This window comes from Stenotrophomonas sp. 01N47 (assembly GCF_056399165.1).
The window spans coordinates 35,766-49,494 of sequence record NZ_JBFTQU010000003.1 but is presented as its reverse complement, the minus strand read 5'-3'; the positions used below and the strand labels follow the sequence as shown (position 1 = coordinate 49,494).

Sequence of the window (13,729 nt, the reverse complement as noted above, 5' to 3'; positions counted from 1 at the left end):
GTGGAGCCGAGTGCTGCTCGGCTCCCGCACACAGCGCGGAAGACTGCCCCCGTGCGCCAGCCTCAGAGCTGCGCGCGCGGTTGCGCAGGAACCGGCTGCAGCTGCTGCAGCAACCCGTTGATCACTTCGGACCTGCGGCGCAGGCGGCGGCCGAGCACGATCGCCACCGTACCCAGCGCAAGCAGCGCCGGTACCGCAAGCAACGCCAGCACCCAGCCGACGTCGAACAGAAGCCAGCCCAGCAGACGCTGGTCATGCCATCGCTGTGGCCGTTCGGAGCGGGGCAGACCGGCTGCTTTCTCGAAGCGTGACTGCATTGCCGGCGATACCGGAACACCGATGTCCTCGCCCTTGGCCAGCGCACGGGCGGTGGCGACCACGGCCGGCGAGGCCACGCCGTAGGGAAGCTCCTGCTGTGCACGCAGATAGGCCTGCCACTGGGGGCTGAAGCCGCTGAAGTCTGGACTGGTGATCAGCGCGTCCAGCTGGCGATGGTCGAGGCGATCGCCCTGGCCCATGGCGGGTGCGGTGATGCCCATGCTTCCCCATGCACCGCACAGCAGCATCGAACCCAGCGCGAACGACCAGGCGAAGCGGCGAAGGCGATGGCGGCTGAGCAGGTCGCGCACGCCGAAGAACATCCACACCAGCAGCAAGGGGGTCATGACCAGCAGGATGAGCAACTGCTTGCCTGTGTCCTTCGCCCCATAGCCGGCCGGCACCTGTGCCCACGAAGGGGGGCCCAGCTCGGTGCCGGTAAATGCCAGCGCCATGTAGGCCAGCGCCGTGGCCGCCAGCGGAAGGCAGGCCAGGCCGAAGACCCGCAGCAGCGAGGCCCGCCGGTAAAACGCGCGCAGGCCCGGAACGGCTTCCACCCGCGCCTGCAGATCCGGCGGGATCTGCAGCGGATCGCGCACCGGCGGGCTCATGCCGGCACCCCCGATGTGCGCAGCAACTGCTGCAGGGCCTGTTTCAGCTGGTCCTGCGCCTGCGCAGCGCTGGCGATCATCTGCGGGCTGGCATTGTCGCTGTTGTGCAGCGCCTGGATGGTCTGGCGCCAGATCGGCAGCAGGATCTGCACCGTCTCGCTGTAACGGTCCAGCAGGTCGATGGCATGGCTGCGTGCCAGCTGCACCTGCATCCGGCTCATCGAATGGCTGGCCAGCAGGGCGGTCAGGTTGGCGACCCGGCGTTGCAGCCGCTCGACTGGACGGTCGAGCACCGGCGCATCATCGGCGCTGTCCACGGTTGCTGGCAGTTCCTGGAGGAACTGCACGCCCGCATCGATGTACACCTGCAGTCGCACACCCTGCACGTCATGCTCGATCAGCTGCGCATCCAGTCGATCGACGCTGGCGCGCACGGCGATGGCCTCGCGCTCGATCCTGGCCAGCACATCCACGTTGCTGCCCATCGCGATGCGCCGGCGCAGGCGTTCTTCGATATCGGCCCCGGTAAACCGCTCCCACCACCCCGCGCGCTGCAGCAGGGCATTGGGATCGTGTTCGGACAGCCGGCTGACCAGTTCGGCAAGCGCCTGGGCCAGCGCGTTGGCGCTGCCATCCTGCCAGGCCGGCTCGGCGCTGGCGCTGGCCAGGTCGGCCGGGCCATAGCGGCCGATGTCGGTACGCCCGGCAAACAACGTTGGCAGCACATCACGCTTGAGCTGCTCGACGGTGACCGTGTTGGCGGGGACGGGCGCCTGGCCCTGCACGGGCAGCGCCGGAGGCTGGGAGTTCGACATCGATGCTTCCATTCCATGGTCGACGCAGCACGCGATGCTGCACGCTGATTTATCGGCTACCGGCGAGTGTAATGGAGCTGGCGGGTCAATACGGCACTACCGGCGTTGGCCGTCGCGGCGCTATGGTCGTGTCCTTCCCATTGCCGGTGGATGCCCATGCCGTCGTTGCGTCGTCTGTCCCTGCTGCTCGCCCTGGCGCTGAGTGCGCCGCTGTCCGCCCATGCCATCGACTTCAGCGCGCAGGAGCTGGCCCGTGCCAAGGCACTGCAGCAGCGCTTGCTGACCCTGGACAGTCATCTGGATACGCCGGCCAATTTCGGCCGCACCGGCTTCGACATCGAGCAGCGGCACGACCGCAATGCACTCTCGCAGGTGGACTACCCGCGCATGGTCGAAGGTGCGCTTGATGGCGGCTTCTGGGCGATCTATACCGACCAGGGCGACCGCACGGCCGCCGCGCATCTGGCCGAGCGCGACCACGGCCTGCAGCGGTTGCTGGAGATCCGGCAGATGCTGGCCGCCAATCCCGAGCGATTCGCATTGGCGCTGACCGCCGATGACGCGGCGCGGATCAAGGCCGCCGGCAAGCGCGTGGTCTACATCAGCATGGAGAACGCCAGTCCGCTGGTGGCCGACCCCAGCCTGCTGTCGTTCTATCACCGTGCGGGCCTGCGCCTGCTCAGCACCGTGCATTTCGCCAACAACGAGTTCGCCGATTCGGCCACCGACCCCAAGGGCGCTGAATGGAAGGGCCTGAGCCCGGCTGGCAAGGACCTGGTGCGCGAGGCGGTGAAGCTGGGCATCGTCATCGACCAGTCCCACGCCTCCGATGCCGTGTTCGACGACCTGCTGGCGATGATGCCGGTGCCGTTCGTGCTGTCGCACAGCTCGGCCAAGGCGGTCTACGACCACCCACGCAATCTTGATGACGCGCGCCTGCGCAAGCTGGCCAAGGCTGGTGGGGTGATCCAGGTGAACGCGTATGGCGGCTACCTGATCGACACCGCCAAGTCGCCCGAGCGCAAGCAGGCCGAAGAAGCCCTGAGCAAGCAGCTGGGTGGCTGGGAAGGCATGACCATCGAACAGGGCGTGGCGCTGCAGAAGGCCGAGCAGGCACTGGACCACGAACACCCGGTGCGCCACGCCAGCCTGGACGACTTCTTCGCCCATTTCGAGCACATCCTGAAGGTGGTCGGCCCCGAGCACGTCGGCATCGGTCTGGACTGGGATGGCGGTGGTGGCCTGAGCGACCTGCCCGATGTCAGCCAGCTGCCGAAGATCACCGCGTGGCTGCTGCGCAAGGGGTGCAGCGAAGCCGGCAACTGCATGCAGCCAATTGATACGAAGGTTGCCGGCCAGCGGCCGGCACGACCCAAAGACCGCCGGACCTGGCCCGGCGCTACCTTTACCGGCCGATCAGCGCGTTGCGACGGCTGTAGGCGAAGTACAGCACCAGGCCGACCACGTTCCACGCCAGGAAGTAGAGCTGGGTGGTGTGCGGCAGGCTGATGAACAGGTAGATGCAGCCCAGCGCCGCCAGCGGGCCGACAATGAAGGCCAACGGCGTGCGGAAGGTGCGCTCGCGGTTCGGCTCACGCACGCGCAGCACCACCAGGCAGATGCCAACGGCGGTGAACGCGGCCAGGGTACCGGCATTGGCCAGTGCGGCGATCTCGTCCAGGCGTGCAACGCCGGCCAGTGCCGACACCACCAGGGCAGTGAACAGCGTGGTCGCCACCGGCGTGCCGGTACGTGCGTTGACCTTGGACAGGCCACGCGGCAGCAGTCCATCGCGGCTCATGACGAAGAAGATGCGGCTCTGGCCGTACAGGAAGGCCAGCAAGACGGTCGGCAGGGCGATGATGGCGATCACGCCGATCAGCATCGCGGCGGTGGGCTGGCCCAGCTGGCGCATGATCAATGCCAGCGGCTCGGCACTCTGGCCGAACACGGTGTAGCTCATCGCACCGATCGCGGCCAGCGCCACCAGCACGTACACGATGGTGCAGCCGACCATCGAGCCGATGATGCCGATGGACAGGTCGCGCCCGGGGTTCTTGGTTTCTTCGGCGGCGGTGGAGATCGCGTCGAAGCCGTAGAACGCGAAGAAGATGATCGCCGCTGCCGCCATCACGCCGCGCTCGACGCCATCCGGGCCCAGCGTCTTGGCGAATCCGTAAGGCATGAACGGCTGCAGGTTGTTGGCGTCGAACGCCGGCAGGGCCACCGCCACGAAGATCGCCAGCGCGATCAGCTTGAACACGACCAGGATCGCGTTGAGGGTGGCGCTTTCCTTGGTACCGGCCATCAGCATCAGGGCCACCAGCCAGGTGATGACGATGGCGGGCAGGTTGATCATGCCGCCATCGACGTGCGGGCCTGCCGCGAGCATCGCCGGCAGGCGCAGGTCCCAGCCGAACTGGGTATGTACCCATTCCAGGAAGCCGACGAAATAGCCGGACCAGCCGACCGCCACGGTACTCACCACCAGCGAGTACTCCAGGATCAGGCTCCAGCCCACCACCCAGGCAAACACTTCGCCCAGGGCACTGTAGCTGTAGGTATAGGCGCTGCCGGCGGCAGGCATCATCGTGGACAGCTCTGCGTAGGCCAATGCCGCGCAGGCACACACCGCGCCGGCGATGGCGAAGGAGATCAGCACGGCCGGGCCAGCGCGGTCGGCACCCACGCCGATCAGGGTATAGATGCCGGTGCCGACGATGGCGCCGATGCCCAGCGCGATCAGGTGCGGCCAGCTGAGGGTCGGGACCAGACGCCGGCCGGCTTCATGGACGGTGACGGAATCTAGGGACTTGCGCCGGAGCAGGGACATGCAGGCCTCGGAAGGGGTGACTGAGAACGACAAGTCCCCGAGTGTGACCGAACGCAGCGCAGCATTGCCACTGACGGGGGTCATGGCCGACACAGCGCGCGCTGGACGCTGGGCACTCTGCCGGAAACGGCACAAACGGCCTCAGCGCAGGCGCCTACCAGTGACAGCCGTCGTCCTGGAAGGCGTTGATGTCTTCGTCGAAGTCCGTGCGGCGACCGTCCCGGGCACGCACGTAGCTGAAGCTGTAGATCCGTGCGCCCTGCGTGCTCAGTGTGTAGTGACCGTTGATGCGACCGTCCACGCGCTCTTCCCAGACGGTGTCGAACTGGTAGGGGCGGTCTTCGTCCAGCACCGTGGTCTGTTCGGAGACCCGCCGCAGCGGCAGGCGCTCGCTGTGCCCGGCATAGCGCACATCGGCGCGGCCATCGTCCAGCCAGCGCCATTCCAGGTGGATCGTGTTGTCGCGGCCACCGCTGAGGCAGCGGTGGTCCGGTGCGGCCGTGGCCGGTCCACTGGCAAGCAGCAGCACCAGGGCTGCTGCGACCGCGAGCGTTGGTGTTGCGGCCATGGCGCTCTTGTCCAACGAGGGGCGCCAGCATAGCGCGCCCCCGCTGTTACCTGCCCAGCGCGCGTGGCTGCAGGCGCGTACCACCGCTCATCAGCATGCGTGGCAGCGGCATCTGCAGGAAGTCGTGCGGGAAGGCAGGCGCGACCGCGCTGATCGCATCCAGCCGTGCCAACGCCTCAGCCGGCAGCGCCAGATCCAGCGCCGCCAGGTTGTGTTCGAACTGGTCCAGGGTGCGTGCACCGACGATCGGCATGGCCCCGGCCGCGGGTCGTTGCAGCAGCCAGGCCAGAGCGACCTGCGCAGCCGAGTGCGACAGTTCCGCCGCGACGGCAGCGACTTCCCCGGCGATGTTCAACGAACGTGGCGTCAACGCGCCATTGATGAGGGCCACGTTGCGCCGGGAACCGCCCGGCGTAGCCTCCGGCGGCTCGGCCGTGGTGAGATCAGCCGCGCTGTACTTGCCGGTCAGCACCCCGCTGCCCAGCGGCGACCACGCCACCACGCCCAACCCGAGCGCCTCGGCCATCGGCAGCAGCTCCTGTTCGACGCTGCGCTGGATCAGGCTGTATTCGATCTGCAGGGCCACCAGCGGCGCCCAACCGCGCAGGTCGGCCAGGGTCTGCATGCGGGCGATCTGCCAGGCCGGCGTGTCCGAGATGCCGGCATACAGCACCTTGCCGCTGCGCACGAGATCGTCGAAACCGCGCATCACCTCGTCCACCCCGGTGGTGTCGTCCCAGGCGTGCAGGTACAGCAGATCCAGGTAGTCGGTGCCGAGTCGGCGCAGGCTGTCCTCCACCGAGCGCATCATGCTCTTGCGGTGGTTGCCGGCGTTGTTCGGATCGCCGGGCACGGTCGCCAGGGTGTACTTGCTGGCGATCACCAGCCGTTCACGGCGGCCCTGGGCGAATCGCCCGAGCAGCGTCTCGGCGCTGCCATTGGTGTAGTTGTTTGCGGTATCAACGAAGTTGCCACCGCGTTCGACGTAGGCATCGAAGATGCGGCGGGCCTCGGCTTCGTCCGCGCCCCACCCCCAATCGGCACCGAAGGTCATCGTGCCCAGCGCCATCGGGCTGACACGCAGGCCGGAGCGACCGAGCAGGCGGTAGTGATCAAGTGACATGTGGCATTCCATTGGAGGAGGCGGTGTGCCGCCGGGAGGGAAAGCATCCGCCCGATGATCCTGTGGATAAACTGGACACATCCGAACTGACAATGAAGAAGGGCTTCACAATGGATCCCTCCGCACCGCTGTCGGCGGTGGTCGCGTTTGTCCATGTGGCCGACCACGCCAGCTTTACCCGCGCCGCAGATGCGCTTGGTGTCTCGACCTCGGCACTGTCACAGAGCGTGCGCGCGCTGGAAGCGCGGATGGGCGTGCGCCTGTTGCAACGGACCACGCGCCGGGTGGGCCTGACCGAGCACGGTGCGCGCTTCCTGCAGCGCGTACGTGGCGGGCTGGCACAGATCGAATCGGCCTTCGAAGACCTGGACAGCGCGCGGACCGTGCCGGCCGGCCGGCTGCGCATCACCCTGCCACGCATCGTTGCCGAGCGCCGGGTCCTGCCGGCGCTGCCGTCCTTCCTGGCCCGGTATCCGCAGGTGGAGGTGGAACTGTGCGCGGAACCGGCGTTGACCGATCTGGTCGCCGAGGGTTTCGACGCAGGCATCCGCCTGGGGGAATCGTTGGCGCAGGGCATGATCGCGGTGCCGATCGGGCCGCCCGAGCGCCAGGTGGTGGTGGCCACGCCGGGCTACTTCGCGCGCCACGGTGTGCCGCAGAGCCCGCAGGAGCTGCAGGGCCACGACTGTATCGTCCATCGCCGCGCCAATGGCCGGCTGATGCCCTGGGAGTTCAGCCGTGAGGGGCGTGACCTGGACGTAGCCGTCGAGGGCCGGCTGGTGTTCAACGATGCCGAACTGGCCTATGCGGCGGTGCTGGCTGGGCTGGGCATGGCGCAGGGGTTCGCCTCACTGGTCGCCGACGACCTGGCTGCCGGCCGCCTGCGCAGCGTGCTGGAGGACTGGCAGCCGCCGTTCCCCGGCTTTCATCTGTACTACCCGGCGCGCGAGCATATGGCGCCCAAGCTGCGGGTGTTCATCGACCACCTGCGCGCTGCCTGCCACGCCGACGGGATCTCAGCCGTTCAGGCCCAGGCGGATGCCGAAGCCGACCAGGAACAGCCCGGCCACGCGCCGTAGCGCATCGCTGACCCGCGGGTGCTGGATCAACCGGCGGCGGGCCAGGTTGCCGACCCAGATCAGCAGCGAGCAGTAGGCGATGCTGACCACGAAGATGATCCCGGCCAGCGCGGCGAACGTAGCGATGCCCTGGTGGGCCTTCGGGTCGATGAACAACGGCAGGAAGGCCATGTAGAACAGGATCGCCTTCGGATTGAGCAGGCTGACCAGGATCGCCTGGTGGAAGTAGCGTCCGGGCTGCATGCGCACCGGGCCAACTTCGGCACCGTCACCCTTGGGCGTGCGCAGCAGGCTGATGCCTACCCACACCAGATACGCCGCGCCGAGATACTGCACGGCATGGAACACCGTCGGATTGGCCTTCAGCAGCGCAGCCACGCCGGCCAGTGCCAGCCACATCAGGATCTGGTCGCCGACCAGCAGGCCGGCCAGCGCCGTGTAGCCGCCGCGCACACCGCCGCGACCGGTAGCGGTCAGCAGGGTGAAGGTGCCCGGCCCGGGCAGCGCCAGAAACACCAGCACAGCGAGCAGGAAGGTCCACAGGTCCTGGATGCCCATCCACGGCATGGCGCGACTCTCTTACAACGGGGGAGCGCCATTGTCGGCCAGTGCTGGCGCAGGCGACAGGGGCGTGTCGCCATTGCCGGGCATGGCGGACAGCAGCGGTTGCAGATGCTGGCGCAGCTGCGCGTGCAGTTGCCGCACCGCCGGTGAGAACTGCTTGCGATGGGGGCAGACCAGCTGCAGGGGAATGTGGCTGCCGATGCCATCCAGCAGCACCTGCAGGCGCCCTTCCAGCACGTCGTCGCGGACGTCCAGCCAGGACTTGTAGGTGATGCCTTCGCCGGCGACCGCCCAGCGCCGCACCACGTCGGCGTCGTCGCAGACCAGTGGCCCGCGCACCGGGATCACCACGCGGCGCCCCTCAATCTCGAACGACCAGCGGTCGTAGGCGCGGCCGCCGAGCTGGTAGACAAGGCAATCATGCTCGCGCAGATCTTCCAGGCGGCTGGGCGTGCCACGCTGCCGCAGGTACCCGGGCGACGCAGCCAGCACCCGCCGGTTCTGTTCCACCAAGGGCAGGGCGACGTAGCTGGCGTCGTCGAAGTGGCCGATGCGGATGGCCACGTCGACTGGATCGCGGAACACGTCGGCCACTTCGTCGGACAGGCGCAGGTGCAGGCGCAGCCGTGGATGCGCAGCGCGGAACGCGGTCAGCCACGGCAGCAGCAGGTTGCGGCCGAAGTCCGACGGCGCCGACAACTGCAGGGTGCCGTGCAGTTCGGCGTCCTCGCCCTGCACCCGCGCCTGGCCTTCGCGCAGGGTGCTCAGAACCTCCTGTGCGTAGGGCAGGTACAGCGCGCCTTCGGCGGTCAGGCGCAGGCTGCGGGTGGTGCGCACGAACAGGCGCAGGTCCAGTTCGCGTTCCAGCCGTGCTACCGCCGCGGCAACCTGGCCCGGCAGCAGGTCGGCCTCGCGCGCGGCCTGGGAGAAGCTGCCCAGCGCGGCGGTACGGACAAACAGCTGCAGATCGTCGAAGCGGACCATTTTCATTGCTGCAGTGAAAGTGTTGACCGATTCTGCGCCTTTCCGCCCCCCTGCGCACGGCGCACGCTGTGGTCTCTCCTCCCTGGATATCCCCCATGCGTGCCATTGCCTACACCCAAGCCGGCCTGCCGATCGACGACCCGCAGGCCCTGATCGATCTCGACCTGCCCCTGCCCCAGCCGGGCCCGCGCGACCTGCGGGTGGCGGTGCGCGCGGTGGCGGTGAATCCGGTCGACACCAAGGTGCGGCGCGGCGCCGCCACCGACGGCCCGCGCGTGCTGGGGTGGGATGCGGTCGGTGTGGTCGATGCGGTCGGCAGCGAGGTGACCCTGTTCCAGCCCGGCGATGCGGTGTACTACGCCGGTGTGATCGATCGCCCGGGCAGCAATGCCGAGTACCAGCTGGTGGACGAGCGCAGCGTTGGCCGCAAGCCGGCCAGCCTGGACGATGCCGCCGCTGCGGCGCTGCCGTTGACCGCGATCACCGCATGGGAACTGCTGTTCGACCGCCTGCGTATTGCCGAAGGCGGCGGCGAGGGCCAGACCCTGCTGGTGATCGGTGCAGCGGGTGGCGTGGGTTCGATCCTGGTGCAGTTGGCGCGCCGGCTGACGAAGCTGACGGTGATCGGCACCGCCTCGCGCCCGGAGACCCAGGACTGGGTGCAGGCGATGGGCGCGCACCATGTGATCGACCACACCCGGCCGCTGGCCGAGGGCCTGGCCCGGCTGGGCATCACCCAGGTGGACCATGTGGCCAGCCTGACCCACACCGACCAGCACTATGCGCAGCTCGTCGAGCTGCTGGCACCGCAGGGGCAGCTGGGGCTGATCGATGATCCGGGCCAGATCGATGTGATGGCGCTCAAGCGCAAGGCGCTGTCGCTGCACTGGGAATCCATGTTCACCCGGCCGCTGTACAGGACCGCGGACATGCAGCGCCAGCACGAACTGCTGAACCGGGTGGCCGATCTGGTCGATGCCGGCGTGCTGCAGACCACGCTGGGCGAGCACTTCGGGCGCATTGACGCGGCCAACCTGCGGCGCGCGCACGCGCTGCTGGAGAGCCACCGGGCCAAGGGCAAGATCGTGCTGGAAGGCTGGTAACGCCGGGCTGCGCCCGGCACCCGCAGAGGCAACGGCAACAGCGAGAGCCAGAGCCAGAGCAGGCTTCCTGTGGGTTGGCGGGGCGGTGTGGGTGTGCGGGGGCGCCGTGAACCCCCAGGCCGGCCCAGCCGCTGGCGGCTGGGCGTTCGGGCGCTTGCGAAGCAGTGCTTCGCACGCAAAGCGCCCTCACCCATGGGGGCTTGGTCGCCGCATCCATGCGGCTCACACCCCGCAAACCCACACCGCCCCGCCTTCGACGGTTTCCCGCCGCTGTTGGTAGGTGTCGACCTTGGTCGACACAGTAGCTCCACGCCATGCGTGGATGAAGCCAAGCAAGCGTGCTACGCCACGCCGTTGTCCACATGCTCGGCAAAGCCCGGCCGGGGGCGCAGGCGTTCGAACCAGGCGTCTACGTGGGGCAGCACAGGTTTGTTGCCGGGGGTGCTGCGCCAGCGCTGTGTCGACAGGCCGAGGACGATGTCGGCCAGGCTGAAGTCGGTGCCCGCCACGTAGGCATTGCTGGCGGCAAGCTGGTGGTCGAGCACGGTCATCAGACGGTTCCATTGTTCCAGGCTTGCCTCGGCGCGTGCGTCGTCTGCGAAGTCGGGGTGCTGGCGCACGCGGGCCATGAACACGTGGCGCCAGGCGCTGTTGAGATCGCCGGCCTGCCAGTCCATCCATTGTTCGACCAAGGCACGGGCCTGTGCAGCGCCCGGCAGCAGATCGACTCGTCCTTGGCGGGTGGCCAGGTAGCGGCAGATGCTGTTGGACTCCCACAGCACGAAGTCGCCATCGCGCAGCACCGGTGCCTGCCGGTTCGGATTCAGCGTGGACAGCACGTCCGGCGCAGGTGCCGGATCATGTGAGAACGGCAGATCGAGTTCGGCGCACAGCCACAGCACTTTGCGCACGTTGATCGAGCTGGGCTTTCCGTACAGTACAAACATGGGCTCGTTTCAGCACGTGAGACTGGGCCAGCCTACACTTGCCACATGCAAACCGAATTCCTCCTCGTCGCCGGCCTGCTGCTGGTCGTGCTCGTCCTGCAACTGGTGGCGCTGCTGCGCCGCCCGCCCCATGATCGGCTGGAACAGGCCGTGCGTGATGAAGCGCGCGTCGGCCGCAGCGAGTTGCGCGAGCAGCTCGATGGGTTCGCGCGCGCGTTGACCGATCTGTCCACCCGCACCGATCAGCGTCTGGATCTGCTGCGCGAAGCGCTGGGCGAAGATGCGCGCAAGGCCCGCGCCGAGGCGGCTGACAGCCAGCAACGCAGTGCCGCCTCGCTGGGTGAACGCCTGCAGGAACTGCGCGTGCAGCTGGATGTGTTCGGCCAGCAGCAGGAGGCGCGCATCCATGCCTTTGGCCAGCAGCTGCAGGAACTGACCGCGCGTACCGACACCCAGTTCGGTGCGCTGCGGCAGGCCCTGGTGGAGGATGCCCGCAAGGGTCGCGAAGAGGGCGCGCAGTCGCAGCAGCGCCTGACCGAGAGCCTGGGCCTGCGCCTGCAGGAGCTGACCCAGCGCAACGAACAGCGCATCTCGGAAATGCGCGCCACCCTGGAAGAACAGCTGCGCGCGCTGCAGGCCGACAACGCGCAGAAGCTCGAGCAGATGCGCCATACCGTCGACGAGAAGCTGCAGTCCACACTGGAAACGCGGCTGGGCAATTCGTTCAAGCTGGTGTCCGAACGGCTGGAGCAGGTGCAGCGCGGGCTGGGTGAAATGCAGCAGCTGGCAACCGGCGTGGGCGACCTGAAGCGGGTACTGACCAACGTCAAGAACCGCGGCAGCTGGGGCGAAGTGCAGCTGGAGAACATCCTCGAGCAGACCCTCACCCAGGAACAGTACGCGCGCGCGGTGAAGGTGCGTCCTGACGGCAACGAGATGGTCGACATCGCCGTGCGCCTGCCGGGCCGTCGCGACGACGACACGCCGGTCTGGCTGCCGATCGATTCCAAGTTCCCACGCGAAGACTATGAGCGCCTGCTCGATGCGCAGGAACAGGGTGATGCCGAGGGCGTGCGCCTGCAGGGCATCCAGCTGGAACGCGCGATCCGCGTGCAGGCCAAGTCGATCTGCGAGAAGTACATCGTGCCGCCGCACACCACCGATTTCGCGGTGATGTTCGTGCCCACCGAAGGACTGTATGCCGAGGTGATCCGGCGCCCGGGTCTGGTCGACCTGCTGCAGCGCGAGCATCGCGTGGTGGTGGCCGGGCCGACCACCGTCACCGCGCTGCTCAACAGTCTGCAGATGGGCTTCCGCACGTTGGCCATCGAACAGCGGTCCAGTGAAGTGTGGACGCTGCTGGGTGCCGTCAAAACCGAGTTCGGCAAATTCGGTAGCGTGCTCGACAGCGTGAAGACCAAGCTCGACCAGGCCAGCAAGCAGATCGACCAGACGGGGGTACGCACGCGTGCCATCGCCCGCAAGCTGCGGGACGTCGAGTCGCTGCCGGCCGAACAGAGTCGGCAGTTGCTTCCCGACAGCCTGCTGCCCGAGGAGGCTGGCGAAGAAGGCAACGAGGGTGAAGAGGCCTGAGCAGCGCTGACACGCCGCGTGCATCGCGCTGTGCGTATGCTGGCCGCCGCTCACCTCGATCAGGTACCGCCATGCGCCTCCGATTCCTTGCCAGCTTTGCCCTGGGCACGCTGCTTGCCGCCTGCAGCAGCACCCCACCGGCCAGTGAAGACGCAGGCACGGCAGCCACGGCGGCCGACAGCCCTGAAGCCGCTGCAGCCTATGCAGAAGCGCGCGATGTGGACTGCCGGGCTGCGGGTGGCACGCTACAGCCGTTGGGCCGACTGCAACGCGTGCAGTGCGTGATTCCGTATGCCGACGCGGGCAAGTCCTGCAGCAGCAAGAGCGACTGCAGTGGCCAGTGCCTGGCGACGGGCGAGGTCGCTGCCGGCGTGGTGGCGACCGGCACCTGCCAGCGTGATGTCAGCCAGAACTTCGGTTGCCGTCAGCGCATCGACGGTGGCAAGGCGCAGGGCACGATCTGCGTGGATTGAAGGTAGTGCCGGCCGCTGGCCGGCAGCCCTGACCGTTCCCGAAGATTCTTGAGGTTGCCGGCCAGCGGCCGGCACTACCAGTCACGTGCAGCGGTATGCTGGTGGGCCTTTCCCCGTTGTAGCCGGAGCCCCCGCGTGAGCACCTCGATCCAGGATGTTTCCCTCACCACCATCGACGGCCAGCCGTCTTCTCTTGCCGACTATCAGGGCAAGGTACTGCTGCTGGTCAACGTGGCGTCCAAGTGCGGTCTGACCCCGCAGTACGAAGGCCTGCAGGCGCTGTACGCGGAGAAGCACGCGCAGGGCCTGGAAGTGCTGGGCTTCCCGGCCAACAACTTCCTCGGCCAGGAGCCGGGCAGCGAGGCGGAGATCCAGCAGTTCTGCCAGCTGACCTACGACGTGAGCTTCCCGATGTTCGCCAAGATCAGCGTGGCCGGTGAAGACACCCATCCGCTGTACCAGCAGCTGACCGCCGCGCAGCCGCAGGCGATCGGCGAAGGCCCGCTGCGCGAGCGCCTGGCCAGCAAGGAAATTCCGATCCACGCGGCGCCGGCGGTGCTGTGGAACTTCGAGAAGTTCCTGGTGGGTCGCGATGGCAAGGTCATCGCCCGCTTCGCCCCGGACGTTGCCGCCGATGATGCGCGCCTGCGCGAGGCGGTCGAGGCTGCGCTGGCTGCCTGATCGGCCGGGGTCGGATCCCTTTCCACGGGAAAGGGCT

The 13,729-nt window shown here is 67.9% G+C and carries 13 protein-coding genes and 1 pseudogene; 6 read left to right on the top strand and 8 right to left on the bottom strand.

Annotated elements, in window-relative coordinates; genetic code table 11:
* Positions 1 to 62: 62 nt before the first annotated feature.
* Together AC1DKR_RS06465 and AC1DKR_RS06460 are read right to left on the bottom strand one after the other, a co-directional pair.
* Positions 63 to 929, bottom strand: a complete 867-nt coding sequence (locus AC1DKR_RS06465; protein WP_478031862.1) for a hypothetical protein — start codon at positions 927 to 929, stop codon at positions 63 to 65.
* Complete coding sequence (locus AC1DKR_RS06460) at positions 926 to 1,744, bottom strand: protein klaA (RefSeq protein WP_478031860.1); 819 nt, start codon at positions 1,742 to 1,744, stop codon at positions 926 to 928. The genes AC1DKR_RS06465 and AC1DKR_RS06460 overlap by 4 nt, the downstream gene beginning before the upstream one ends.
* A gap of 156 nt (positions 1,745 to 1,900) precedes the next feature.
* Between AC1DKR_RS06460 and AC1DKR_RS06455 the strand changes: the two are divergent.
* A pseudogene (locus AC1DKR_RS06455) lies at positions 1,901 to 3,058 on the top strand (dipeptidase); the annotation flags it as partial.
* A 91-nt stretch (positions 3,059 to 3,149) separates the two neighbouring features.
* Here the strand turns inward: AC1DKR_RS06455 and AC1DKR_RS06450 are convergent.
* The 3 genes from AC1DKR_RS06450 to AC1DKR_RS06440 form a co-directional block, all read right to left on the bottom strand.
* Positions 3,150 to 4,577 (bottom strand): amino acid permease, encoded by a 1,428-nt coding sequence (locus AC1DKR_RS06450; protein ID WP_032978503.1) that lies wholly within the window; start codon positions 4,575 to 4,577, stop codon positions 3,150 to 3,152.
* Between the two features lie 154 nt (positions 4,578 to 4,731).
* Positions 4,732 to 5,145, bottom strand: a complete 414-nt coding sequence (locus AC1DKR_RS06445; RefSeq protein ID WP_140228099.1) for a hypothetical protein — start codon at positions 5,143 to 5,145, stop codon at positions 4,732 to 4,734.
* A 46-nt stretch (positions 5,146 to 5,191) separates the two neighbouring features.
* Positions 5,192 to 6,268 (bottom strand): aldo/keto reductase, encoded by a 1,077-nt coding sequence (locus AC1DKR_RS06440; RefSeq protein ID WP_080277669.1) that lies wholly within the window; start codon positions 6,266 to 6,268, stop codon positions 5,192 to 5,194.
* A 110-nt stretch (positions 6,269 to 6,378) separates the two neighbouring features.
* Between AC1DKR_RS06440 and AC1DKR_RS06435 the strand changes: the two genes are divergently transcribed.
* The gene (locus AC1DKR_RS06435; protein WP_478031854.1) at positions 6,379 to 7,347 is read left to right on the top strand and encodes a LysR family transcriptional regulator; all 969 of its coding nucleotides are present in this window, start codon (positions 6,379 to 6,381) and stop codon (positions 7,345 to 7,347) included.
* Here AC1DKR_RS06435 and leuE read toward each other — a convergent pair.
* Together leuE and AC1DKR_RS06425 are read right to left on the bottom strand one after the other, a co-directional pair.
* Positions 7,285 to 7,914: a leucine efflux protein LeuE gene (gene leuE, locus AC1DKR_RS06430; protein ID WP_165378510.1), complete on the bottom strand. Its 630-nt coding sequence runs from the start codon at positions 7,912 to 7,914 to the stop codon at positions 7,285 to 7,287. The two genes, AC1DKR_RS06435 and leuE, sit on opposite strands and share 63 nt — an antisense overlap.
* Before the next feature lie 12 nt (positions 7,915 to 7,926).
* Positions 7,927 to 8,901: a LysR family transcriptional regulator gene (locus AC1DKR_RS06425; RefSeq protein WP_428704839.1), complete on the bottom strand. Its 975-nt coding sequence runs from the start codon at positions 8,899 to 8,901 to the stop codon at positions 7,927 to 7,929.
* 89 nt (positions 8,902 to 8,990) lie between these two features.
* Here AC1DKR_RS06425 and AC1DKR_RS06420 point away from each other — a divergent pair, with 89 nt between their 5' ends.
* Positions 8,991 to 9,998, top strand: coding sequence for a zinc-binding alcohol dehydrogenase family protein (locus AC1DKR_RS06420; RefSeq protein ID WP_080150189.1), 1,008 nt, complete (start codon positions 8,991 to 8,993; stop codon positions 9,996 to 9,998).
* A gap of 341 nt (positions 9,999 to 10,339) precedes the next feature.
* On the opposite strand, the gene AC1DKR_RS06415 is transcribed toward AC1DKR_RS06420, so the two are convergent.
* Positions 10,340 to 10,945, bottom strand: a complete 606-nt coding sequence (locus AC1DKR_RS06415; RefSeq protein WP_428704837.1) for a glutathione S-transferase family protein — start codon at positions 10,943 to 10,945, stop codon at positions 10,340 to 10,342.
* Between the two features lie 45 nt (positions 10,946 to 10,990).
* Between AC1DKR_RS06415 and AC1DKR_RS06410 the strand changes: the two genes are divergently transcribed.
* The 3 genes from AC1DKR_RS06410 to AC1DKR_RS06400 all read left to right on the top strand — a co-directional run bounded on the left by AC1DKR_RS06410 (position 10,991) and on the right by AC1DKR_RS06400 (position 13,692).
* Positions 10,991 to 12,538, top strand: coding sequence for a DNA recombination protein RmuC (locus AC1DKR_RS06410; protein ID WP_478031848.1), 1,548 nt, complete (start codon positions 10,991 to 10,993; stop codon positions 12,536 to 12,538).
* Between the two features lie 71 nt (positions 12,539 to 12,609).
* The gene (locus tag AC1DKR_RS06405; protein ID WP_478031846.1) at positions 12,610 to 13,011 is read left to right on the top strand and encodes a hypothetical protein; all 402 of its coding nucleotides are present in this window, start codon (positions 12,610 to 12,612) and stop codon (positions 13,009 to 13,011) included.
* A 135-nt stretch (positions 13,012 to 13,146) separates the two neighbouring features.
* The gene (locus tag AC1DKR_RS06400) at positions 13,147 to 13,692 is read left to right on the top strand and encodes a glutathione peroxidase (protein ID WP_442244247.1); all 546 of its coding nucleotides are present in this window, start codon (positions 13,147 to 13,149) and stop codon (positions 13,690 to 13,692) included.
* Positions 13,693 to 13,729: the final 37 nt, after the last annotated feature.